This is a genomic window from Oceanobacillus massiliensis str. N'diop, from assembly GCF_000285495.1.
Lineage (GTDB): Bacteria > Bacillota > Bacilli > Bacillales > Amphibacillaceae > Oceanobacillus > Oceanobacillus massiliensis.
Map to the genome: position 1 here is coordinate 324,651 of NZ_HE610977.1, position 23,258 is coordinate 347,908.

A 23,258-nucleotide genomic window follows, 5' to 3' on the forward strand; every position below is an offset into this window, starting at 1 on the left:
ATACGTATGTCAAATGAGAAAAAGAAAAAGCTGACTCCAGAAGCTCAGGAATATCAGGGCTTTCAGAAAAAAAGAGAAGTGAAACGGCCAATACTAAAAAACTGCCTAAAAGCTTTTTTTGTAGGTGGATTCATTTGCATTATTGGGCAAGTCATCACTACTTTTTATATTCATAATTTCAATTTCACAGAACAGACTGCCGGCAACCCAACAACGGCAACCCTCATTTTTATAACCATGCTATTGACCGGATTTGGCATCTATGACCGGATCGGCCAGTTTGCAGGTGCCGGATCCGCTGTCCCTGTAACAGGATTCGGAAATGCAGTTATCGCCTCTGCTATCGAATACCGAACAGAAGGTTTTGTGCTCGGGGTCGGTGGGAACATGCTGAAATTAGCTGGACCTGTTATTGTCTATGGCGTTTTTTCGGCTTTTGTTGTTGCACTTATTAAAACAATTCTCACTCAATGGGGTGGCTTTTAATGCTAGCAGGACATCAGACATGGATATTCAACAATAAACCCGTCATCTTAACTACCGGAACAGTAGGTGGCCCTTTTGAAGCAAACGGTAATATTCCGGAAGCCTTCGATACATTGCATGATGACATGTGGCTGAAGCAGGATTCTTTCGAGAAAGCGCAGCAGATTATGATGGAAGAAGCCTGCCAGATTGCAATCAAGAAAAGCTCAATCGAAAAAGAACAGGTCGAGTTCTTTATCAGCGGTGATCTCATCAATCAAATAACCCCAAGCAGCTTTGCGGCAACAACGATGGGACTCCCCTATTTTGGATTATTCAGTGCATGTGCCACCTCCATGGAAAGTCTTGCCTTATCTGCAGCCATTATCAATGCACAGGGTGCCAATTATATATTAAGCGGGACATCCAGCCACAATGCCGCTGCCGAGAAACAGTTTCGCTATCCCACTGAATACGGTGGGCAGAAACCGCCAACAGCCCAGTGGACAGTCACCGGTGCCGGGTGTGCTCTGGTAGCGAAAGAAGGATCTGGCCCCAGAATCACCTCTGCAACTATCGGAAAGATTGTGGACATGGGAATGACGGATCCCTTTAATATGGGTGGCGCCATGGCCGCAGCAGCAGCAAATACCATCGAGACCCACCTAAAAGAAAGAAATTTGGCTCCTTCGTATTATGATCTGATCATAACCGGTGATCTCGGCCATGTCGGAAGAGAAGTTTCTCTGGATTATATGCATCAGCGTAATATTCCCATCGATGAAGAAAATTATGTTGATTGCGGTTTAACGATCTACCGTGAGGGCCAGCCGGTGCTTGCAGGAGCAAGCGGACCTGCATGTTCTGCAGTTGTAACCTATGGACACTTTTTAAAAAAGATGGCTCTACACGAAATCAATCGAATTCTTGTCGTTGCTACAGGGTCATTACACTCCCCATTAAGTGTACAGCAAGGTGATCCCATACCATGTATTGCACATGCTGTATCAATCGAATCAGGAAGTGATAGCATATGATATTTTTCTGGGCATTTGTCGTAGGGGGCCTTATTTGTGTAATCGGACAGATTATGTTTGATGTATTTAAACTCTCACCGGCACACACACTAACGATCCTAGTTGTAAGTGGAGCAATCTTAGATGGATTTGGATTGTATGAACCATTGATAGATTTTGCTGGTGCAGGCGCCACTGTTCCGATTACAAGCTTTGGTAATTCGCTTGTCCACGGTGCCATGCAGGAGGCTGAAAAACATGGCATTATCGGTGTTGTAACAGGTATGTTTGAGGTAACGAGCGCCGGTATTTCAGCGGCGATTATTTTTGGATTTATTGGAGCATTAATTTTCAAGCCTAAAGGATAATGGAGATGATCAGATGACAGTCGGTGCACAGGTCAAAGGGTGTTTTTCCTCGCTGAAAAGCATGGAAGCAGGACTTCAGGTGTTAGCCAACAAAACACAGGATGCCGAATCAAGACAAAACTATAGCGATGTTCAGAAATTAATAGCAGAAATCAAAAATGATCTTCAAATGCAGGTCATTGAACTCTCTAAGGAAGAACCGCAATATAAATAGAAAGGAATGAATTGATGTGCCGGAATGGATTATCGTTGTACTTCGATCCTTTGCATTGATCATATTGTTATTCTTTATGATCAAATGGTTGGGTACGAAGCAATTATCACAACTAAATATTTTTGAGACCATTTCCGGGATCGTCCTTGGTGGCATCGCCGCCATCCACACCATTGATCCGGCCACAAATTTCTTCTATGCCATTATCGCCATGTTCATTTGGTTCATTGTACCATTTGGAGTGGAAAAATTATCTTTAAAAAGTAAAGCATTTCGTGACTTTACGGAAGGTAAAAGCACGGTGTTCATTCAGGATGGAAAAGTAATGGAAGATAATTTGAAAAAAGAGGGCTATTCAACAGATGAACTTCTGGAAAAACTCCGTGAAAAAAATGTGTTTTTAGCTAGTGATGTAGAATTTGCTGTGCTGGAACCGTCCGGTACACTAAACGTGCTTCCCAAACGGGAAAATCGTCCATTGACAGCGAAGGATCTTGGGCTTAACTTAGCTCCCCAAAAGGAACCCCAAACTATTGTGATGGATGGCAAAATGCTGCTGGAGCCTTTAGCAAATCTATCCCTTAATCCTAATTGGCTCGAAACGGAGCTTGCAAAAATGAATGTCAGCATAGAAAATGTATTTTTAGCTCAGGCTGACAGTGATGGGCAATTGTATGTTGATTTGTTTGACGACTTGATTGCAGTGCCTGCTCCAACCGAAAAGCCACTATTGCTCGCTATGATGAAAAAATGTCAGGCTGATTTGGAATTATTTGCTCTGGCAACCGAAAACCAGCAATCCAAGGAAATGTATAATCGAAACAGTAAGAAAATGCAGCAGGCAATCGATACCATTTCACCATATTTAAGCTAACTCTCTTTTTTATATACTCATTTTCGTGTACTATTATATAGGTCATATTACGATTACTACACGAAAAGGGATGTTTTACATGAAAAAAAATTTGAAAGCATATCGTTTTCCTATCATTCTGCTGTCTTCGATTATATTAGGATCCATAATTGGATTAGTATTGGGCGATGATGCAGCAGTTATTAAACCGCTGGGAGATATCTTCATAAACCTGCTGTTTATGATTGTTGTCCCACTGGTTTTCTTTACCATTTCATCTGCTATAGCGAGTATGGACAGTATGAAAAGACTTGGTAAAATCATGGGTTCCATGATAACGATATTTATTGTTACAGGAATTATTGCCTCTGTATTTATGCTATTCGCTGCAATCATTTTTCAGCCAGGTTCCGGTGTAGATATTCCATTAACTGCACCTGAAACAGTTGAAGATGTAAGTTTAGGCGATCAATTGGTAAGTACGTTTACAGTCCCTGATTTTGCCGATTTGTTTTCCAGGTCCAATATGCTGGCACTTATTATTTTTTCAGTATTAGTAGGGGTTGCGACTGGATTGACAGGTGAACAAGGCCGACCCTTCACCAAATTTCTGACGAGTGGTTCCGAAGTATTTATGAAAATCATTCAGCTTGTCATGTATTATGCACCAATTGGACTGGCAGCCTACTTTGCTTCACTGATTGGTGAATTCGGAACGGCTCTGATTGGTGACTATGCTAAAGCAGTAATCGTCTATTATCCGGTTGCAGTACTGTATTTTGCAATTGGATTCACGATATATGCATTTATTGCTGGAGGAAGAAAAGGAATTGCTCGCTTCTGGAAGAACATCCTCTCCCCTGCAGCAACTGCTCTTGGAACGGGAAGCAGCGTCGCATCACTTCCTGTAAACCTACAGGCTGCCAAGAAGATTGGCGTGCCAAAAGATATCCGGGAAACAGTATTACCGCTTGGGGCAACGATTCATATGGATGGATCCTGCCTGTCAGCTATGCTGAAAATCGCGTTTGTTTTTGGAGTGTTCAACATGGATTTCTCTGGAATTGATACATTCCTAACAGCAATCGGAGTTTGTTTATTATCCGGAATTGTTATGAGTGGCATACCAGGTGGTGGCTTCATAGGGGAATTGATGATCGTAACCTTATATGGATTACCAATAGAAGCGCTTCCTATAATATCGGCAATCGGAGTTGTCGTAGATCCACCCGCTACCATGGTTAATGCAACCGGAGACACTGTATCCAGCATGCTTATCACAAGACAGATGGAAGGTAAAAACTGGATGGAAAAAGCCGAAATCCAATAATGCATTTGAATCATCCGAGGATAGAAAAGCTGTTTAAAAGAAAAATCCGATCCAATTCGCATTCTGTTTAGAGTTTAAAGAATGTTGAATCATGGGTCGGATTTTTCTTCGACTAAAAACTTACGCCAAATTGCCATCTATTAAACCAGTATTGGAAACCGATTCCACAAGCTAAATTGACAGTGCCACTTTACCGAATTGCTTGCCTTCTTTTAAATAATCGAATGCAGACTGGGCATCTTCAAGGGGAAATATGTGATCAACTACAGGGTGCATATCAAAATTAACGATATGATCAAGCGCTGCCTGTAATTCCTGCCTGCATCCCATTGTTGACCCAATCAGCTGATATTGGCCATAGAAAAAATTTCGTAAATTGAAATCGACGTTATCATCTGTGGTCGCTCCAAAGATAACGATTCTTCCACCTTTTTTCAATACTTCCAATGAACGGTTGAACGTTGCTGCTCCAACACTGTCGATGACAATGTCAATCGTCTCGCTGGCCAACTCCTCTTCCCAGCTGCTATTGGTATCAATGGCTCTGTCTGCACCAAGTTCTCTAGCCTTATTACGCTTGTCCTCACTTCTGGATGAAACAATAACCCGTGCGCCGACATCTTTGGCAAAAGAAATCAGATATGTCGCCACTCCACTTCCTGCTCCAGGGATAAATACAGTCTCTCCCCGCTTAATTTGCCCTTTCGTAAACAGAGCACGATAGCCGGTTAATGCTGCAAGGGAAAAGACACCTGCTTCTTCCCAGGATAGATTTTGCGGTTTCCGCTCTAATTGTTCTTCAGAAATCGCAATTTTTTCTGCAAATGTTCCATGATCCGGCATTCCCAATATATCAAATTCCACTGGTGGTGCATCACTATTGTCATACCAGCGCAGTGCAGGATTAATGATTACTTCGTCCCCAATCTGGAACCGGGTCACTCCTTCACCAACGGATTCTACCACTCCTGCACCATCTGAACCAAGAATGAGCGCTTCCTCGTCATTTCCTCTTCGATTTGGGATATACAGATCCCTTCTGTTCAGACCCGCAGTGCGAATACCTACAACAACTTCATGCACCCCTGCTGCCGGCTCGTCCATTTCTTTCACTTTCAGTTCTCCATATTCCAGTACAAACGCCTTCATCCCGCTCATCCTCTCGTATAGTAAATACTCATTTTTTCCAGTTGATTTCTATTCGTTATATCCCCCGAAAACAATGGTACATAAACAAGTTCCTGTTTCGTAAATGTTCCTTCAATCATCGTAACATACATTTTTTCTTGTTCCTTCCTTTTTTCAAGGAATTTCCCTTCCACACTTTCAGGTAATATTTTATTAACAATCAACGTGTTTACTTGCAGATGATACTTATTCAATAATTCAATTGCTTTTTCTGTTTCCAGGATAGGCAGCCGTTCGGGATTCAACACGAAAATAAATCCTGTCTGATGATCGTCAAGCAATATCTCCCTTACTTTTGAAAATCTCTCCTGCCGTTCCCGCAGCACTTCGTAAATTGGGTCTTCGATTGGCTCTCCATCATTCAATAGCTGCGAGTAATTGTCATTTGTTTTCTTTCTTTTTTGCAATAGTCCCTCAATCCAGATTCCCATCAGCTCAGGCAGAGAAAGCATCCTGATAGTATGTCCGGTTGGAGCTGTATCAAATATTATTCGATCAAAGTCTCCACTCTCCTCTAAAATAATTGCGATTAGCTTGTCAAATAATGCAGCCTCGTCTGCGCCAGGCGATACTTTTGCAGCATCCAATTGCCGATTGACTTCCTCCATCATGCTTGATTGGACGATTCCCTTAATTGTTCTCTTTACACTTTTAATATATTTTTCCGTTTCGATTTCCGGGTCAATCTCGACGGCGAATAAATTTTCCGTTACCTTTTTTGTTGCGCCTCCGATCGTTTCATTAAAAATATCGCCAATATTATGTGCCGGATCAGTGGATACCAATAATGTCTTTTTCCCTTGCGCTGCCGATTTCAATGCAATAGCTGCAGCAGAAGTAGATTTCCCCACCCCTCCCTTGCCGCCAATAAATAAAATCTTTTCTTCCCTATCCTGCATCACTTGCACCCCCCCCTTTTCAAAAATTAACAACAGCGTATTCCTGACATAGGAGACTTTTCCATTCCCATACGCAAATGCCAATCATGAAATCTCTCGATTATATATGGATACAATTCGAGCGTATAGTAGTAGACTGGGTTGGGAATACCTATCATCTCCGAATAAAGCAGCAATAGAAAAAAGTCATCTTCATTTCGCAGCTCCCGGGCTATCTCCTGCCGATGGGGCATGCTCAATACTTCATCATAAAATTTCACAAACTCCCTCAGCTTAGACGCTATCATCGACTAACACCTTCCTTTATACAGAAGAGGGTCCCCATAGATAAGGCCCCTCTTCACTGTGATAAAATGTTTTCTCGAAGATTGCTGTTTTACAAAAAATATATAAACTGCGATGTAATTTGATGATAAGCTATATCTCCGCTCCGGAAATACACTGCGCTTTCCGCGGGCTCGCGCTAAGCCTCCTCGCTCGCAAAGTTCGCTCTCTGTGGGGTCTTAGCGTCTTCGCTTTCCCGCAGGAGTCTCCGTGTATTTCCTCCGCTAAGATTTAGCTTTCTGAATCAAATTACTGATATTCAATTACTAAGCTGATTGATTGGAGCGCAGGGCAGTCGACTCCAGCGGGAAAAGCAACAGCTGAAGATCCCGCAGGAAGTGGATTTCTTCCGAGGAAGCTGAAGCGGTGCCCGCGGAAAGCGACTGCCCGGAGCGGAAATCGGCCGTTGCTGATACATTGCAGTTTCTATCACCTGTGAAGATTGTAGAAACAACCATCCTTATGAAAAGAGCCTTTTAATCTTTATTTATCATTATCCATTGGGTCGTTATATTTTTTGGTCAATGTCGAGAATGCCGTCAGGGCTATCCAGATGGCAAAAACAAAGATGATCGCCCCAAGAACGAATAAGAGTGTGTTTGAGTTGCTTCCAAACCAGGACCACTCGAATATAACCTGCTGGAACATAGCATAGAGGGTCATAAACATCAGGAATATCATTGGAATCAAAGCTATTGCATAGTTCCTTCCTAAACGCTTCAGCCAGATTGCGATAAGCATTAAGCTGATTCCGGCAAGCAATTGGTTTGCCGTTCCAAATAGCGGCCAGATTAAGTACCCACCTGACCCAAACCCATTCGGTCCTTCAGGTATTAATACCAAAGCAGCACTGGAAACAACCGCAATACTAGTAGCGACATGTGTTTTCGTCAGGGGCGGAACATTGTATTCCACACCAAGTTCAGAGATAATATAACGCATTAGACGAACCGATGTATCCAATGTCGTCGCTGCGAAACTGACCACAATAATTGAAACAATTGTGGTCGCTATGTCTTGAGGGATAGCCAATCCTTCTGCCAATTTAGCAGCGCCTTCCACAAACGTCCCCAGCCCTACCGCATTCGCTTCTGTAAAGCTGCTGAAAGTTTCCTTGAATGCATCTGTATTTGTAAAAAATGTTGATACTGCGATGATTGATATCAATGCTAAAATACCTTCGCCTACAGCTCCAAAATATCCCACAAATCGTCCATCCGTTTCTTTATCAAGCTGTTTCGATGTGGTCCCTGATGATACGAGACCATGGAATCCAGATATTGCACCGCAGGCTATGGTAATGAATAATAACGGCAGCCAGTTTCGGTCTGGATTTTCATTTACCACTGGTGCTGTCATTACCGGATTGATGAAAATCAAGCCTAAATAGAGAATTCCAAGTCCTACAACAAGCTGGTGAGAATTGATAAAATCACGTGGCTGCAGCAGCTTCCAGACAGGCAGCGTCGATGCAATATAAACATAGATCATCAATATAACAATCCAGATCAAAAATGCTGTCGATACCGTTCCCAGACCAAATAATCCTGATCCACTCTCCCCGCCCAAATACTGAACAAGGTCAATCTGCAAAAAATCCACCCTGCTTGCCAGCACTGCAGTAATATACATTATTGCCAGTGCAATCAATGAAGGAATAAGCATTTTCTGATTTCGTTTATAGGCTGCATATCCAATCCACATAGCCAGCGGTATCTGAATAAATACTGGGATAACACTTGCCGGATATTTAATGAATAGATTTGAAATAACCCAGGCAAAAACGGCATTGACCATCAGAACAAGAATTAAAATAATAAATAAGAATAATATTTTCCCCCGCTGTCCGATCAGCTTGTCAGCAATCGTCCCTACAGATTGCCCCTTATTTCTGACCGACAATGCCAGCGTTCCAAAATCATGGACTCCTGCTGCGAAAACAGTTCCAAGGATAACCCATAAAAAAGCCGGAAGCCATCCCCAATACACAGCAATTGCAGGACCAAGTATCGGTGCCGCCCCTGCGACGGATGTAAAATGGTGGCCCCAAAGTACAAATTTATTTGTCGGTACAAAGTCTATGTCATCCCTATACCGATGTGCTGGTGTGACATAATTCGAATCCAATCTGAATATCTTTTCCGCAACAAATTTTGAATAATAGCGATAGCCTAAAGCGAATATGACCATACCAATCAGCGCTACTAGAATACCATTCAATTCCTCTACCTCCCTTTTCTATAAAAATAATGATTTCTTTTACACCCTATGTGAAAGCGCTTTAATTTAGTACAGCTCATTTACCCGTTATTCCAGAAAATCTCTATAAAGGCTAGTAACAAAAAGTTACTAAATACCTTTGTGCATTTTCCAACCAAAAAAAGAAAAGGCGATAACACCTTTTCCTTTTAAGTAAAAGCTTCTCGTTTAAACAAACAGCGAGAAAGTTTGTTGCTGTAATTCTCTATCATGCACTGTTTCCTTAAAATTCATAAATACGAAAAAGAAGTGCCATCAAAGAAAGAATACGGCTATAACAGTCGCGGCAAGCAATCCTATGATGACAGGAAGAAAATTCTTTCTCACTAAGTCCATCACCGACACACCACATAATCCAGCTATTGCAATTAAAGATGACCAGGCTACTATTGTTCCCCCACCAGTCCAGATTGCCCCTAACTGTCCAATTGCTGCCAGCGTCGCAGCATCAATTGATGATGTTTCCAGTGATGCTGCCAAGGCACCTGTTAATGGCAACCCGGAGAAACCTGAGCCATCAAGACCGGTGATAATACCAATAATCAGAACACTTAATGCTGCCAAGAGGGAACTTTGCGGCAAAAACTCTCCGGTTGATGAAACAAGATCGAACAATAACGCCGGCCCTTCCTCTACCCCAAGTATTCTTCCAGAGAGATCTGGACTTCCCAAGAAAAAGAATCCTGCCACAGGGATAACAGGTCCCATCGCTTTAAAGGCAAATACAAATCCATCCGTAATGTGATTACTTACATAATCCAAGGCATGCTGCTTGCCAAATGCAATGGTTGAAAACAGCAGAAGGATTACTGCAACACCACCGACAAACGCTGCGCCATCTCCTCCCACCAGCTCACTGCTGCCGGAGAATAGCTTCGTATACAGCATATATATTACGACACCGAGAAGGGTCAGCGGTACAACAATTGCAAAAACCCTGCTCCATGTATTTAAATGAATGGTTTTGGGTTTATTTACTGTGCCATCAGCAGTCTGTAATTGTGCCGCCTCGACTTCATTATATGGATCATCTTTTGAGCGGATTGATTTTCGATATAATAAATATGCAAGTAGAATGGCGACAGCTCCTGCAATAAGAGATAGAACCAATGCCTTATCGGCGACATCTCCTGCATCGATTCCAGCCGATGCAGCCGAAAGACTCGGAGCAACCTGTACGATATAGTCTGAGGATAATGCCATCCCCTGCCCTGCAAGCGCAATGGCAACCGCGGCTGATATTGCCGGAAGACCAGCTCTGACCGCTGCCGGAACTAGCAAGGCACAGATCAATGGAACTGCTGGAGTTGGCCAGAAAAACAAGGAGATAATATAGGTTATGCCAATCAGCACAAAAAAGGAGACATGACCATTCACCATCATTTTCTGGATAGGCTGGATCATTCTTGCATCCGCACCCAAGTCACGCAGCGAATGCAGAAGTGCCAACATGAAAGTTATTATCAAAAAAATACTGAAAAGCTCCTGTGCAGCTACCAAATTAGCATTGAAAATCGCTGTAAAACCATCAATGAGACTGCCTTTATAAACCCAGGCTATAATAAATGTTCCGAGCAAGGTTGGCAAAACTACCCCTTTCCGGAAAATCATTGTCACAATTATAATCAAGGTAAATAAGCCATATAACAAATGAGGTATCGTTAGATCCATCCTTCTATCTTCCTCCCTTCGATTGTGCTATAGCCTATGCACAAAAACTGGAGAGCGCTACTATTTTAGAAATTGCGGAATGTTTATTTCTATAACGAACGGGAATAAAACAAGTAAGCATAAAGGAGGAGGATAATAATATGAAACCTATTGTTAGAGAATATGTAAATGAAGAGCAATTAAAAATGGATGTAACCAAATTAAAAGCAGGTGACGTCAAAAAGGAAGATATCTATGTCCTTACTCATGATGACCAGCGAACTGGGCGTCTAGCAGAAGCTGCTGATACCAATACAATTGGCATGAAGGAAATGGAACTCTCAAGTGCAGTTGGAAATATGTTTAACAGCCAAGGTGATGAATTGCGTACCAAGCTGGAAGATATGGGATTTTCCGAAGCGGAATCGGAAAATCTGGAGGAAGATTTGGATGACGGCAAAATCCTATTAATGGTAACGAATCACGATAACGTAGAAAACTTTATATTTTAAATAAATTTAAGGGGATGATCCGAAATAATGGGTTATCCCCTTTTCTATGAAAATATAAAAAGATAACCCCTTTCCCAAATAAGAGGTTATCTCCAAAGACTATGTTTCTAATTATCTTTGTGCAATGTTCAATAATATTCTAGGTTGCTTATGAAATAGAAAGAACACGATAATCGTACAAAGGACAAAAGATGGCAGCATGTAGGAACCGTTGTAAATTAGAGAATAAAGCCAATTGGGCTGTCCCTCGACTGCAGAATCGAAAAATACGATTCCTGCTGTATAATGCGAGATGAACCTCAATACAGAACCTAGTAAAACACCTAGTGTAATATATGTGAAATACTTTTTCGTTTCACCGGACTTAACAGCAAGATGAATTCTCTTAGCAAAAATGCCAGCAAACCCAATCACTGTAAATGCAATCATGTAATCAATAAAACCTTGCAACGGTGTTAAAATATACGCTGTTCCGGTTGCTATCTGCAGTAACCCCCATAAGAAACCGGATAGCAGTCCACCTTTTATACCCCAGCGAAATGCCAGAATAAAAACTGGAATCATTGCAAAAGATACCGACCCACCCTGTGCCCATATCTTAAAAGAAATTGGCAATATGTCCAGGAGCAATGCCAGTGCCGTAAAAATTGCTACCTCGACTAAAAATAAAATTCTCTTTGAACTCATTTCTTATTTCTCCCCTTTTTAAAGCAGTTTTAATTCCATACAAAAAAGCAATGCCAAGGGGAAGCTTTCTGATGGGACTGCGGTAAGACAGCCTGCTTCGCTCACATTGCTTTGTTATCCATCAAAAAGACTACCATCCCTACGCTAGCATTAACTAACAGGTTCAAAGGGTCTGGACGAAATCAACAATGTCCACTCTCAGCCAAACGGCTCCCCCTGTAGGCTTTTTCTATTTACTTTTTTGTTACCTGTATTGTAACTTATCCATTCAAAAATAACAATACCGTTATAGGCTTAGGAATTCTTCTACATCGGCAACACATAATGAAATGGCATTTTCCCAGAAATCAGGCTTTGTTAAATCGACATTCAAATGCTTCATTGCAAGATCCTCTACATTCATGCGCCCCGTATCCCGCAAGAGGGAGATATAATCTTCCTCAAAGCTTCCTGCCTTTTCTTTGGCATATGCATAAATGCCAAGACTGAACAAATATCCAAACGTATAAGGAAAGTTATAGAAAGGGACTCCAGTGATGTGAAAATGAAGTTTGGACGACCAGAAATTCGGTTCATACTGTTCCAGACTGTTACAGTATGCCTCCCGCTGTGCCTCTACCATTAGCTCATTCAATCGGTTAACGGAAACGATCCCCTTCTTGCGCTCTTCATAGAAACGGTTTTCGAACAGAAAACGAGCATGAATGTTCATAAAGAAAGCAATACTTCGCTGAAGCTTATCTTCCAGCAAAGCCATCTTTTCTTCTTTATTCTTGGCATGCTTCACCGTTGCGTCAGCTACAATCATTTCCGCAAATGTAGAGGCAGTTTCTGCAATATTCATTGCATACCCTTGATTAAATCCATTTACATCATTCATGACATGCTGATGATAGGCATGTCCGAGCTCATGCGCTAACGTGGAAATATTCGAAGACGTACCAGAATAGGTCATGAATATCCGGGTTTGTTCACTATCCGGGAAGCTCGTACAGAAGCCACCAGGACGTTTATCAGCACGATCTTCTGCTTCAATCCATCGTTTATCGAATGCCATTCTTGCAAAGTCGGCCATTTTTGGGCTGAATGCACGAAATTGATCGACAATAAAATCTGCTCCTTCTGTATAGCTGGACGTTTTCACTTCATTGGTTAATGGCGCACCGATATCATATATACTCAATTTATCCAAACCTAATAAGTCAGCTTTTTTCTGTAAATAGGCAACAAAATGTTTTTTACTATTTGTAATCGCTGTCCACATGGCGTCCAGCGTTTCCTGCTTCATGCGGTTTATTTGCAAAGGCTCCTTTAAAATATTTTCCCATTTGCGATGTTTATATGTTTGCAGCCGGAAACCCGCTAAATGATTCAGCGTTTGGCCAAACAGATCTGCCTCACTTTTCCAAGCCTTCTGCATTTGGTTAAACACATGCTTACGTACATTTCTGTCAGGATGACTCAGCTTATTGGCCGCCTGACCAACAGAATAGGAGTTAATTTCTCCATTCTCTTCAATATCCACACTCATCTTGCCTACAATCGTTCCATACATTTGGTTCCATGCATGATAGCCATCGACTTTGAGGTCATTGATTAGCACTTCCTGCTCACCGGATAATAGCTCTTTTGCAGCTTCTCTGGATTCATTCAGGATGAAAGAAACATCCTGTACTTCTGGTCTCTTTAATAATTCCTGCCACTTTGCATCCTCAATGGAAACCATCTTCTGCTCAAAATTGGTCTGGATTCCATTCATTTCAGCTGACAGTGCATTTCGTGCTCCCACTAGCAGATCCGCCTTCTCATCCTTTACATTTTGTGCACTTAAACAGCTGACAAATGCCGAGGCCTCCTGCAATTTCTTCATAGTGCTTTCAAGCTGTTTTAAAATTTCGATGAACATGCTCTCCGAGTCCCTATCGAATTCTTCCACCATTGCCGAAAGTGTTGCCATTTCCTTCTTTATATTTTCCACATATGTACGAAATTCTTCTGAATCACTTCCTCCTGAGAATATTGCATCTAGATTCCATGTAGGATTATATAACGCCTGCATCAAATCGCTCCTTATTTTTTTGATTTTACTCTATCTTTTTAGTATATCGAAAAATAAGTCAATAATCACCAAAAACATTCTCCTCATAAGTTTTTCCTATGTTTAATCAGTACCGATTAGGGAATTCTATTAAAATAACACTGTATTTAATTTGAATTGAATTAAATTATTTTTAATTAAAAGCACTTGACATTATTTGTTTATCTATCTATACTAGGTAACAGAAAGTAACTACTGGGTTACATTAAATTATTTTGGAGGGATTTTTTATGACTAAGACAGTTTGGAAGGTTGACCAGGTACACAGTGAAGTAGGTTTTTCAGTAAAACATATGATGATTTCAAAAGCAAAAGGTACGTTTGATAAGTTTGATGCAGTTGTGGAAGCAAATCCAGAAGATTTGACAGATGCAAAAATCGAAGTGACTATTGACACAGCAAGCATTAATACACGTAATGAAGATCGTGACAACCATTTACGTTCAGGAGATTTCTTTGATTCTGAAACATATCCGACCATGGTTTTCGTCGCTTCTGATATCAAGAAAAAATCAGCCGATGAATATGAAGTGAATGGGGACTTAACGATTAAGGATACAACGAAGCCTATTACACTCGATGTAACTTTTGAGGGCCAAAGCAAAGACCCAATGGGTGGTAATACCGTAGCTGGTTTCAGCGGTAAAACTGCGATCAATCGTAAAGAGTTTGGACTTACTTGGAACGCAGCTGTGGAAACTGGCGGCGTACTTGTTGGTGAAGAAGTTAACATCAACTTTGAACTTGAGCTTCATAAACAGGCATAATCAAAAAAGGCTGTATTCCATTTGGAATACAGCCTTTTTGATTTAAAATAGGATGAAATAAATATATACTTGTTATTGACGGAGGTGTTCAAAACCATGATCGTTTACTATGATAGCTACTGTAAAATTTGTACAAATTCATCGACAGTCTGGAAGAAATTGGATTGGAGAAAGAAACTTACCTTTGATTCATTCCGTACAATGCAGAATTATCCGCCTGCCATGGAAAAAAGTCTCCATGTTCAACATAATGGAAAATGGTTTAACGGCTATTCAGCGATTATAGAAATAGCTAAAATGCTTCCGCTTTTGTGGATTTTTGTTCCTTTCATGTATCTTTTTAAATTTATTGGACTTGGGGACGTTATCTATAAGCTGGTTGCCAAAAACAGAAAACTCGTTCCTGTCAATCAGTGCAAAGATGGAGAATCTTGTCAAATTAATCCTGATTCCCATTGAAATATTCAACTGTTTCTGATGAGTAGATTGTAACAACCATGCTCCCATTGACAGATTGGGCCCGGATTAGCAATGGCTCGTTATAAAGATTTTTAAACACGAAATCCGGTCCCCACCAGCTGACAGTTGCATCCCTTCCAGGAGGAACATATGGTACCCTCCTGCTATGCGCATATCTTTCCACGATCTTGACCCCTTTAAGATCCACCGCATTGTAGAGGGTTGAGAAAACCTGACAGATGCCTCCCCCTATATCCTCCGATAATTCGCCTCTTACGATGACAGGAGCGCGCTTGTATCCTCTATCCCCGGTTCTTTCACCAACAACTTCATTAAAAGAAAATGTTTCCCCTGGAAAAATAACCGTATTGTTGATCGCCTCTGCTGCCAAACCTATATTATGTGATCTTTCAGCATTGCTTTGTCTGTAGAAAGTAACATAACTTCCCAGCATGTTTGTGCTGATTTCTTTCAATAGCCCAGTATCGACCTTGGGATATACCGGTGTTTCAGGAACTTTCAATTTGCCCTCTTTCTCACTATAATATAGATTTCTGAATAAATGCTGAAATTGTTTCCGATCTAACGTCGCACCTGGTTTTTCCGCGACAATCTGTCCAAATTGATTAAAATGAGCATTCTCAGGTTGACGGTAAATTGCATCTTCAAGGTTATCCATCAAGCTTTCCAGCTTCTGTGCATCTATAAATGCGCTATCGATGGTTTGTAATCCATATTGCTGTATCTCAACTTTTTCTAATGTTATCTCCTGATTATCGACATTCACATTTGCATTTGATTCTTCTAACGGAATTGCGATAATTAGCAGGAAGAATAATAAAGTGCGCACCTCTCCACCTCCTACCGGTAGTATGCAGCAAACCCGATGATTCATTCATTGATTGGGGGCTCTAACAAAAGAAAAAAGCCACCCCTTAGGATGGCTTCATTGAGCTTCTTTGCTTATCTGAATTCACGATTATCTTCTAAATAGTCACTTGCTAAGCGGTATCCAACGACTGAAGCAAGTACAAGTAATACTCCGCATAAAAAATTTTTCATTGATTAGTTACCTCCCTGTTTTGACCTTATTTTCATTATAAAGTCTGCTTAGACTATCAATTAGAACAGACGGAATTTACCTTTTTTAAGTACCATTTTCACTCCACCGACCATAAATAATGAACGGTCATCTACAACTTTTTTCATTGCTGCAGCTGCTTTTCCGCGGATTTTGTTTCCATCAAGGATGTTGCCAATTCCATCGGTAATCCCAAGAGAAGCAACTGTTCCTTTATTATGGAACACAAAGTCCTGTACTGGCTGGTTGCGTATTAATGCTGCAATATTATCAGCTGCAACAGCGCCTTCTTGTGTTGCCAATTGACCTGTTGGAGGATAAGGTCTGCCAGATTCTTTATCCATAACCCATGAGCAGTCACCTAGAATGAAGATGTTTTCTTCTCCTGGTACTCTCAAATCAGCATCTACATTAACTTTCCCTTTTACCAATTCAAATCCGGATTTTGCGAGTACAGGGTTACCTGTAACACCGCCTGTCCAAACAACCGTTCCAGCTTTGATTAATTCTTTGTCATCTCCGACAATAAATCCATCTGCTGTACATTCTTTGATTGGAGCTCCGATTCTGAATTCAACACCGCGATCTTCAAGCGATTTCTTCGCATATGTAACAAGATCTTCATCAAAAACAGGCAAGATGGATGGAGCAGCCTCTACGTTAATGATTCGTGCTTTACTGCGATCGATATCATATTTCTTGCAAAGCTGAGGAACTTTTTCAGCTAATTCGCCAACAAACTCGATTCCAGTGAAACCACCGCCACCAACAAGAATTGTCAGGTTGTCGTCACTTGGGTTTTCATCTGTTGCATATTTTGCAAATTGATATTCAATATGTTCTGCAATTAAACGACTGGATTCAATGTCAGTAATTGAGAAAGCATGTTCGTCCATACCTGGAATTCCGAAAGTATTGGATACGAAACCAAGCGCAATTACTAAATAGTCATATGTCACTTCGCTATTTTCAAGAACAACACGCTGCTCGTCTCTTTTCACTTCAAGTACACTATCATAAATCAAACGCACTTTTTTAGGGTTTACTGCATCTGTTAGCATAAAGCGTGCTTGATTCGGATTGATTGTTCCTGCTGCCACCTCGTGCAGCCATGTACTTTCATAGTGATAGTTATGCTTATTAATCAGTACAATTTCTGCCTCTTCCGGTGATAGTTTTTGCGATAAACGTCTTGTTGTTACAAGGCCGGCATAACCTGCTCCAAGTACAACTATTTTTGGTTTACTCATAATTCTTCCCAACCCTTTCTTTTCCTTTTAAGTAGCTCGTAAAATGTAAGGAGTATAAGCGCTTCCAACCACTATATTAACTTTTTCACATATAGATTATCATAAAACCGCTTAAACTAGTTAATTGTATTGTCTTTACATAAACATAATATCAAACTTTTTGTGAATAGGCTAATAATCACATCCATTTTTCATGTAAAAATAACAATCTCCTGGATAGCTGGCTAAAATTATGAAGGTCTGACTGTAATCTCATTTACGTTGACATAACGTGGCTGGGTAACTGCATAGATGACAGCCTGTGCTATATCATCCGTATCGAGTGCTTTTCTGTCCTTAGGAAGATGCTCAGAATTCCTCTCTGTTTCCACCATACCTGGTGATATGTTTGTAACACGGACCCCTGTTCTGGCAAGCTCTTTTTCAAGCCCCATTGAAATTGCGCGTACTGCATACTTAGTTGCACTGTAGACAGTACTTACTTTTGTCACCTCATGGCCGGATACGGAAGATATATTTATGATATGGCCCGAAGACTTCTCCAGCATACCTGGCAGAACAGCGTTTACACCATATAGCACCCCTTTGATATTTACATCAATCATCTGATCCCATTCGGAGACATTGTGGTTTCGCACTGCACCCTTTCCTACCAAACCCGCATTGTTTACATAGATATGAATATCGCCAAAGGTCATTTCAGCCTTTGTTATCATGGAATCGATTTCTCTCTGTTTAGATACATCTGTTTCAATAGCAATTGCTCTGCCTGATTCTAAACCATTTATTACTTCAGTCAATTCATCCAGCTTATCTTTTCTCCGCGCCGCAAGTACAACATTGGCACCTTCTTTCGCCAAATGCATTGCAATGGCTTTTCCGATTCCGCTGCTAGCACCGGTAACTATTGCTGTTTTTCCTTCCAGCTTTAACATTGGTCCGCCTCCTTTAAATTGCCAATTCCCTGCTATTCCATTTATTAACCACTTTTTTCTTCGGGTGAAACTTCAGATTCTAACGGCTCTTTCTTTTCCCCATGTTCATCGGGTTCTTTAGGTTCTGCAGGTTCATCCGGATTTTTAATCTCTTCGGGGACCTCCGGCGTTTCTGGAACCTGTGGAATTTCTGTTTCTTTTTCCGCTTCTTTTTCTGTTTCTTTATCAGTTTCTATTTCTGTTTCTTTATCTGTTTCTTTGTCTGCTTCTTTACCGGTTTCTGCTTTATCGGCATCTATTTCATTATCTGATGGGAGTCCCTGCTGCGATGGTGTTTCTGTTTCGTTATTGGTTTCTCCCTTAGCATTATCTATCGCTTTATTATCATTTTCTGCTTTAACAGATGTTTGCTTCGTTTGATCTTCATTTGAGTTTGTAGATATTATATTTTTCTCTTCTGTCCGGTAACTTCTCTGGAGATCTTCAGAATCATTTTTACCCCATGAATCGTAAGTGCTGGTTTTGGATTCAGCCTCTTCCCTTACCATCTCCTCGGCTAGATGATTATCTTCGGGCTCTTCAGTTCCAGTATCTGGTCCAATCTTTTCCGTAGCAAGATTTTCTGCATTTCTTTTCTTTAATGGAGAGTTCAGCATCTCCGATTCGCCATCCATTGAACGATCTTCAGCAGCATTACTTTGTTCATTCTCCAGTTCTGCAGCCTTTGTCTCTTCTTCAACAGTTTCTTCTCCGAATTCCTCCTTGATTGCCTCAGTGCGATAAATGCCTGCACTTACAACCGAAAGGAAAGCGATTAGTGTAATCATATTAATCACGATTAGCTTTTTATTCATACGGCAGCTCCTACTCAATTATTGTCTATTTCCCACGAACTTTAGTATCTCTCTTTATTGTAAACTTACATCCGTGTAATTTTCAAACTATTCAATCCAATAATTCTATTTTTATTCCGCCAGACGAAATGCAAAAACTCCCGGAATGGATCTTCCGGGAGCTCATATATTTCGAATTGCTTTTGAATGGTCAGTACACGCTATATTGTCTTTTTCTTGGTGGAGAATGCCTTTCCTCTTTCCAGCCACTTTTGTTTTGCTTCATTCTTAAACTTTGTTTCATTTTTTGCTTTTTTCTTTGCTTCTTTTTTCTAGTCAATTCCATCTCTGCCAACTCCGGAAAGCTGTTCTCAGCAAATTCCTGAACATTTTCCCAGCTAGGGAAAAATAGAACCTTTACATCGTGAGATCCATTCTCTAAGCGCCTTTTATTTAAACAAACACCAAAAATCCGATCTGATTTAGCAAGCATACGGTTAAACAGGGCCGGCTGTTTTTCCAGATTTCGATAAAGCTCATGGACTTTACCCATATAGTGTGAATCATATTCACTGAAATCTGCAGATCCATCAACTGCTTTACTGCTGTGATATACTTTCTTATTGCTTGCATAAATCCATATTAATGTACCATAACTCAAGTTTTCCTTTGTACTTACGATAACTTTTTTCACACGGACCATCCTTCTCCTTCGAGGAAATTAGCATCGTAAATATAATTCATTCAAATATCCGTTTATCGAATTATGCTACCTCTATCATTAATTATACACTTTTTCTTAACTTTAAGCTTGAAAATTTTCCTAATGATTTTATGTTTCAAGAATGGACTACTTTAAAAAGTCCATCTTCCAGCTATAATAATCATTTTTGGTATTTTTTTCATAGCTTAAATATGCATCGAATTTCTTACCATTTCTGCTTGTCAGCCCTTTTACATAGGCTTTCTTATTCTTCAGTAACTCCTTCACCATTGTTTTTGTCGGCTTCTTTCGCATCGTAGCCAGGAATTTATCGTTTTTCCAAACAACAAATCTGCAGCCCTTTTTCCAATTGCTGCAGCCGAATCCTTTATAACCATCTGTAATTGATCCGCCGCATGCAGGGCATGTCCCCAACACTTCGTTTGTTGCCCGTTTGGATACCACTTCATTAATGATAATTCCCTCGCCATCTTTTATCATTTCAACCGACTCATCTGTAAAATGGAAAACAAGATTCAGGAACTCCTTTTTGCTTGCCTTCCCCTTTTGAATGTCAGATAATGCTTTTTCCAGTCTCCCGGTGAATTCCAGATCGAACAGATTCTGAACCGGAAAGGTTTCAACGAGTCGCTTACCAAGCTCTGAACACAGCAGATGTTTGCTTTCCGCTGAAATATAGCCAACGTCCTTTAATTTTTTGATTGTATCTGCTCTTGTTGCAGGTGTTCCGATGCTAAAACCAGTTAAAATACTGCCCATCAGTTCTTCGCTTTCATCTTCTTTATAGCTTTTTCCACATGTCTCCATTACACGGAGCAAGGTTCTTTCTGTATGATGCTTTGGCGGTTTCGTTACATGGGCAGTTATTTCTGAATCCAATAAATCGACCCGCTCATTTACCTCTACTAGCGGCAGTAGTGTATCCTTGGATTGAATCTTTTCAACCTTCTTCCATCCCTCTACAAGCTGCACCTTTCCCTTTGTAACAAATACGCCTGGTAAACTGATTTCATTGATTTTCGTAATCAGCTTCGTTTCTTCATATTCTGCAGTTGGCATAAATTGCATGATAAAGCGATTTTTGATCGCTGTATAAACGATATTTTCGTCAGCTGTCAGCCGTTTTGGTTTTACATACGTGGGGATAATGGCACTATGGCTCTCCACCTTGGCATTATTGAAAACTCTTTTTGTTTTCATAAATTTTATTTCATCTTTATATGGCAGTTCTTCGGTATGGGTCTTTAGCACATTAGCGGTCTTTCCGACTAAGCTTTCCTCCAGGGCCATACTGGAAGTACGCGGGTATGTAATAAATTTCTTTTCATAAAGCGATTGTGCCACTTTCAATACTTTATCGGACGTCCACCCTTTAAATTTATTCGTGATATGTCCTTGCAGGTTGGACAAATTAAATAGATATGGCGGAAATTCTTTCTTTTTATCTACCTGTTTGTCAATGATGGTACCTTGCTTATTCTGAATTGTATCCAGTATTTGTTCGAGGCTCCCCCGCTTCTTGAATTTATCCTCTTTTCCCTCTTGGTAGATTCCTTCATAACTGTCATTATTCTGTGTTTGGAATGTGGCCTGCAGCTTATAATAATCCTCTGGTTTAAAGTTCTCGATTTCCTTATCCCTATCATAGATTATCTTAAGTGTCGGCAATAGCACCCTGCCAATATTAAGTGCCTTCCCTTTTCCTTTTTGATATTTCAATGTGGCGACAGAAGTAAGGTTGATGCCTATAACCCAATCGGCCCACTGTCTGCTTATGCCCGCATCTCTCAATGGCTGCATTGCTGTATTTGGCTTCATTCTCTGTAAGCCGTTTAACACTTCAGTTTGTGTCCATTCATTTAAAAGCAGGCGATAAACTGCAGCTTTCGGTTTAGAGCCCCCGCGATAAATAATACTGTCACCGATTAATTGACCCTCCCGGTCGTAATCACAGGCGGATATAATAGCTTCCAGATCATTACGTTTCATCAGGCTTTGAATAGTCTTCAACTGTTTGGCTGCACCGGGATCAGCCTTTGCTCTGTTTTTAGGATTGCTCTTAACTTTATATTTAAACTCGGAAGGAATAAAAGGGAAATTATCCATTTTCCAGCTTCTCATTTTACTGTCATAGTCCTTTGCATCATATAGTTCAACAAGATGGCCGAAAGCCCATGTTATAAGATGGCCGTTTCCTTCAAAGTAGCCATCCTTTTTCGTCTTAATGTTTAATGCATCTGCAATATTTTTCGCTACAGATGGTTTTTCTGCTAAAATCAGTTTCATTCAAAATCACCTATTCTATTAAATATTGGGGTTTTTGCTATAAAGGAGGAATGCTGAGGAATGTTATTCTATCATTATACTATAGAAACCCTTCCCATTGAATGCTTTCTTTATTTTGCCCCCATGCCGGAGACAAGTCTGCAGCAGAAAAAGAAAGACTGTCTAAAGTAGTAATAGACAGTCTTTCCAGTGAAAACCTACTGCATATTCGGCCCAGGCAGGTCATCTGATTTACGCAGCGCCCATAATGGTGTGTTATATATATATGGAGGTGCCGGCTGCAGCTTAGGGGCAGGTGCCAGTGCTATCGGGTCCTCTACATAGTTAAAAGTACCGCAGCCATCCATACTCGGGCCATGCGCCCAGCGTCCTGCAGCACTCTCATTCCCCATCGAGAAATTGAATAATGTATAGGCTACCTCCTGCTTCTCCAATTCTCTCGGGAAGGTACTTGGTACAACAATATTTTCTTTTTCTTCCAGTTCTCTGATTGCAGCATACCACTGGTTTTGATGCATTGTATCTCTTGCAAGCAGCCAGGAAAGCATATCGCGGACCCCACGATCATTCGTCATTTCATATAAGCGGGCTACTTGAAGACGTCCTTGAGATTCAGCCGTAAGGTTCATACGAAAATCAGCGAGCAGGTTTCCACTTGCAATAATATAATTTGCCGTCCAGCGATTTCCGTTACTGTCAGCCGGCATCGCTCCCAATCCGGAAACAATTGCATGCTGTGGGTTCATTCCACCTAAAATGGCTGCAACCATCGGGTCTTTTGCTGCATCTTCCAATTCCACATCAGGTGCACCATCGAGAAGTCTTGCAATCATTGTGGCAAGCATCTCTACATGCGCTAATTCCTCAGTTCCGGTATCCATCAGTAAATCCTTGTATTTTCCGTCACCGCGTGTATTCCAGCCTTGGAATAAGTATTGCATAGCTACAGATATTTCTCCCCATTGACCGCCAAGTACTTCCTGCAGCTTCCTTGCAAATATAGGATCCGGTCGTTCCGGTTTTGCATGGTATTGTAATTCCTTTACATTATAAAACATTA

At 40.9% G+C, this 23,258-nt stretch carries 23 protein-coding genes and 1 riboswitch; of the genes, 9 read left to right on the plus strand and 14 right to left on the minus strand.

What is annotated here, in order from left to right:
- The first annotated feature begins 6 nt into the window (after window positions 1-6).
- The 6 genes from spoVAC to OMHG_RS07245 all read left to right on the plus strand — a co-directional run bounded on the left by spoVAC (window position 7) and on the right by OMHG_RS07245 (window position 4,246).
- Complete coding sequence (gene spoVAC / locus OMHG_RS07220) at window positions 7-486, plus strand: stage V sporulation protein AC (RefSeq protein ID WP_010649635.1); 480 nt, start codon at window positions 7-9, stop codon at window positions 484-486.
- The gene (spoVAD, locus tag OMHG_RS07225; RefSeq protein WP_010649637.1) at window positions 486-1,502 is read left to right on the plus strand and encodes a stage V sporulation protein AD; all 1,017 of its coding nucleotides are present in this window, start codon (window positions 486-488) and stop codon (window positions 1,500-1,502) included. The genes spoVAC and spoVAD overlap by 1 nt, the downstream gene beginning before the upstream one ends.
- Window positions 1,499-1,849 (plus strand): stage V sporulation protein AE, encoded by a 351-nt coding sequence (spoVAE, locus tag OMHG_RS07230; RefSeq protein ID WP_010649639.1) that lies wholly within the window; start codon window positions 1,499-1,501, stop codon window positions 1,847-1,849. Before spoVAD ends, spoVAE begins: the two co-directional genes overlap by 4 nt.
- 13 nt (window positions 1,850-1,862) lie before the next feature.
- Entirely contained in the window at window positions 1,863-2,063 is a 201-nt protein-coding gene (locus OMHG_RS07235) for a DUF1657 domain-containing protein (RefSeq protein WP_010649641.1), read from the plus strand.
- Between the two features lie 16 nt (window positions 2,064-2,079).
- On the plus strand, window positions 2,080-2,937 hold the full coding sequence (locus OMHG_RS07240) for a DUF421 domain-containing protein (RefSeq protein WP_010649643.1): 858 nt from the start codon (window positions 2,080-2,082) through the stop codon (window positions 2,935-2,937).
- Between the two features lie 79 nt (window positions 2,938-3,016).
- Window positions 3,017-4,246 carry a dicarboxylate/amino acid:cation symporter gene (locus OMHG_RS07245; RefSeq protein ID WP_044476819.1) on the plus strand — a complete coding sequence of 410 codons (1,230 nt, stop codon included), beginning with the start codon at window positions 3,017-3,019 and terminating at the stop codon, window positions 4,244-4,246.
- A 171-nt stretch (window positions 4,247-4,417) separates the two neighbouring features.
- On the opposite strand, the gene OMHG_RS07250 is transcribed toward OMHG_RS07245, so the two are convergent.
- From OMHG_RS07250 to OMHG_RS07270, 5 genes are all read right to left on the minus strand, one after another.
- Window positions 4,418-5,395, minus strand: coding sequence for a zinc-binding dehydrogenase (locus OMHG_RS07250; RefSeq protein ID WP_010649647.1), 978 nt, complete (start codon window positions 5,393-5,395; stop codon window positions 4,418-4,420).
- 5 nt (window positions 5,396-5,400) lie between these two features.
- The gene (locus OMHG_RS07255) at window positions 5,401-6,333 is read right to left on the minus strand and encodes an ArsA family ATPase (RefSeq protein ID WP_010649649.1); all 933 of its coding nucleotides are present in this window, start codon (window positions 6,331-6,333) and stop codon (window positions 5,401-5,403) included.
- Between the two features lie 26 nt (window positions 6,334-6,359).
- Window positions 6,360-6,620, minus strand: coding sequence for a cory-CC-star protein (locus OMHG_RS07260; RefSeq protein ID WP_010649651.1), 261 nt, complete (start codon window positions 6,618-6,620; stop codon window positions 6,360-6,362).
- Between the two features lie 520 nt (window positions 6,621-7,140).
- Window positions 7,141-8,877: a carbon starvation CstA family protein gene (locus tag OMHG_RS07265; RefSeq protein ID WP_010649655.1), complete on the minus strand. Its 1,737-nt coding sequence runs from the start codon at window positions 8,875-8,877 to the stop codon at window positions 7,141-7,143.
- A gap of 294 nt (window positions 8,878-9,171) precedes the next feature.
- A complete protein-coding gene (locus OMHG_RS07270) occupies window positions 9,172-10,587 on the minus strand; it encodes a hypothetical protein (protein ID WP_010649656.1) in 1,416 nt (471 codons plus the stop codon).
- A gap of 140 nt (window positions 10,588-10,727) precedes the next feature.
- On the opposite strand from OMHG_RS07270, the gene OMHG_RS07275 reads away from it, so the two are divergent.
- Window positions 10,728-11,078 (plus strand): YflT domain-containing protein, encoded by a 351-nt coding sequence (locus tag OMHG_RS07275; RefSeq protein WP_010649658.1) that lies wholly within the window; start codon window positions 10,728-10,730, stop codon window positions 11,076-11,078.
- A 111-nt stretch (window positions 11,079-11,189) separates the two neighbouring features.
- Here OMHG_RS07275 and thiT read toward each other — a convergent pair whose 3' ends face one another.
- Entirely contained in the window at window positions 11,190-11,765 is a 576-nt protein-coding gene (gene thiT / locus OMHG_RS07280) for an energy-coupled thiamine transporter ThiT (protein WP_010649660.1), read from the minus strand.
- 118 nt (window positions 11,766-11,883) lie between these two features.
- Window positions 11,884-11,992: riboswitch (TPP riboswitch) on the minus strand.
- A 59-nt stretch (window positions 11,993-12,051) separates the two neighbouring features.
- Window positions 12,052-13,824 carry a M3 family oligoendopeptidase gene (locus tag OMHG_RS07285; RefSeq protein ID WP_010649662.1) on the minus strand — a complete coding sequence of 591 codons (1,773 nt, stop codon included), beginning with the start codon at window positions 13,822-13,824 and terminating at the stop codon, window positions 12,052-12,054.
- A 269-nt stretch (window positions 13,825-14,093) separates the two neighbouring features.
- Between OMHG_RS07285 and OMHG_RS07290 the strand changes: the two genes are divergently transcribed.
- Together OMHG_RS07290 and OMHG_RS07295 are read left to right on the plus strand one after the other, a co-directional pair.
- Entirely contained in the window at window positions 14,094-14,630 is a 537-nt protein-coding gene (locus OMHG_RS07290) for a YceI family protein (protein ID WP_010649664.1), read from the plus strand.
- A 96-nt stretch (window positions 14,631-14,726) separates the two neighbouring features.
- Window positions 14,727-15,089, plus strand: a complete 363-nt coding sequence (locus tag OMHG_RS07295) for a thiol-disulfide oxidoreductase DCC family protein (protein WP_010649666.1) — start codon at window positions 14,727-14,729, stop codon at window positions 15,087-15,089.
- On the opposite strand, the gene OMHG_RS07300 is transcribed toward OMHG_RS07295, so the two are convergent.
- The 7 genes from OMHG_RS07300 to OMHG_RS07330 form a co-directional block, all read right to left on the minus strand.
- A complete protein-coding gene (locus OMHG_RS07300) occupies window positions 15,070-15,939 on the minus strand; it encodes a VanW family protein (RefSeq protein ID WP_010649667.1) in 870 nt (289 codons plus the stop codon). The two genes, OMHG_RS07295 and OMHG_RS07300, sit on opposite strands and share 20 nt — an antisense overlap.
- Before the next feature lie 272 nt (window positions 15,940-16,211).
- Window positions 16,212-17,420: an NAD(P)/FAD-dependent oxidoreductase gene (locus OMHG_RS07305; RefSeq protein WP_044476858.1), complete on the minus strand. Its 1,209-nt coding sequence runs from the start codon at window positions 17,418-17,420 to the stop codon at window positions 16,212-16,214.
- Between the two features lie 230 nt (window positions 17,421-17,650).
- Window positions 17,651-18,355, minus strand: coding sequence for an SDR family oxidoreductase (locus OMHG_RS07310; RefSeq protein WP_010649671.1), 705 nt, complete (start codon window positions 18,353-18,355; stop codon window positions 17,651-17,653).
- A gap of 44 nt (window positions 18,356-18,399) precedes the next feature.
- A complete protein-coding gene (locus tag OMHG_RS17505; protein ID WP_010649673.1) occupies window positions 18,400-19,209 on the minus strand; it encodes a hypothetical protein in 810 nt (269 codons plus the stop codon).
- A gap of 190 nt (window positions 19,210-19,399) precedes the next feature.
- Window positions 19,400-19,882, minus strand: a complete 483-nt coding sequence (locus OMHG_RS07320; protein WP_147629029.1) for a hypothetical protein — start codon at window positions 19,880-19,882, stop codon at window positions 19,400-19,402.
- A 156-nt stretch (window positions 19,883-20,038) separates the two neighbouring features.
- Window positions 20,039-22,198: a type IA DNA topoisomerase gene (locus OMHG_RS07325; RefSeq protein ID WP_010649676.1), complete on the minus strand. Its 2,160-nt coding sequence runs from the start codon at window positions 22,196-22,198 to the stop codon at window positions 20,039-20,041.
- Window positions 22,199-22,395: 197 nt separating this feature from the next.
- Complete coding sequence (locus OMHG_RS07330; protein WP_010649677.1) at window positions 22,396-23,256, minus strand: manganese catalase; 861 nt, start codon at window positions 23,254-23,256, stop codon at window positions 22,396-22,398.
- Between the last annotated feature and the right edge of the window lie 2 nt (window positions 23,257-23,258).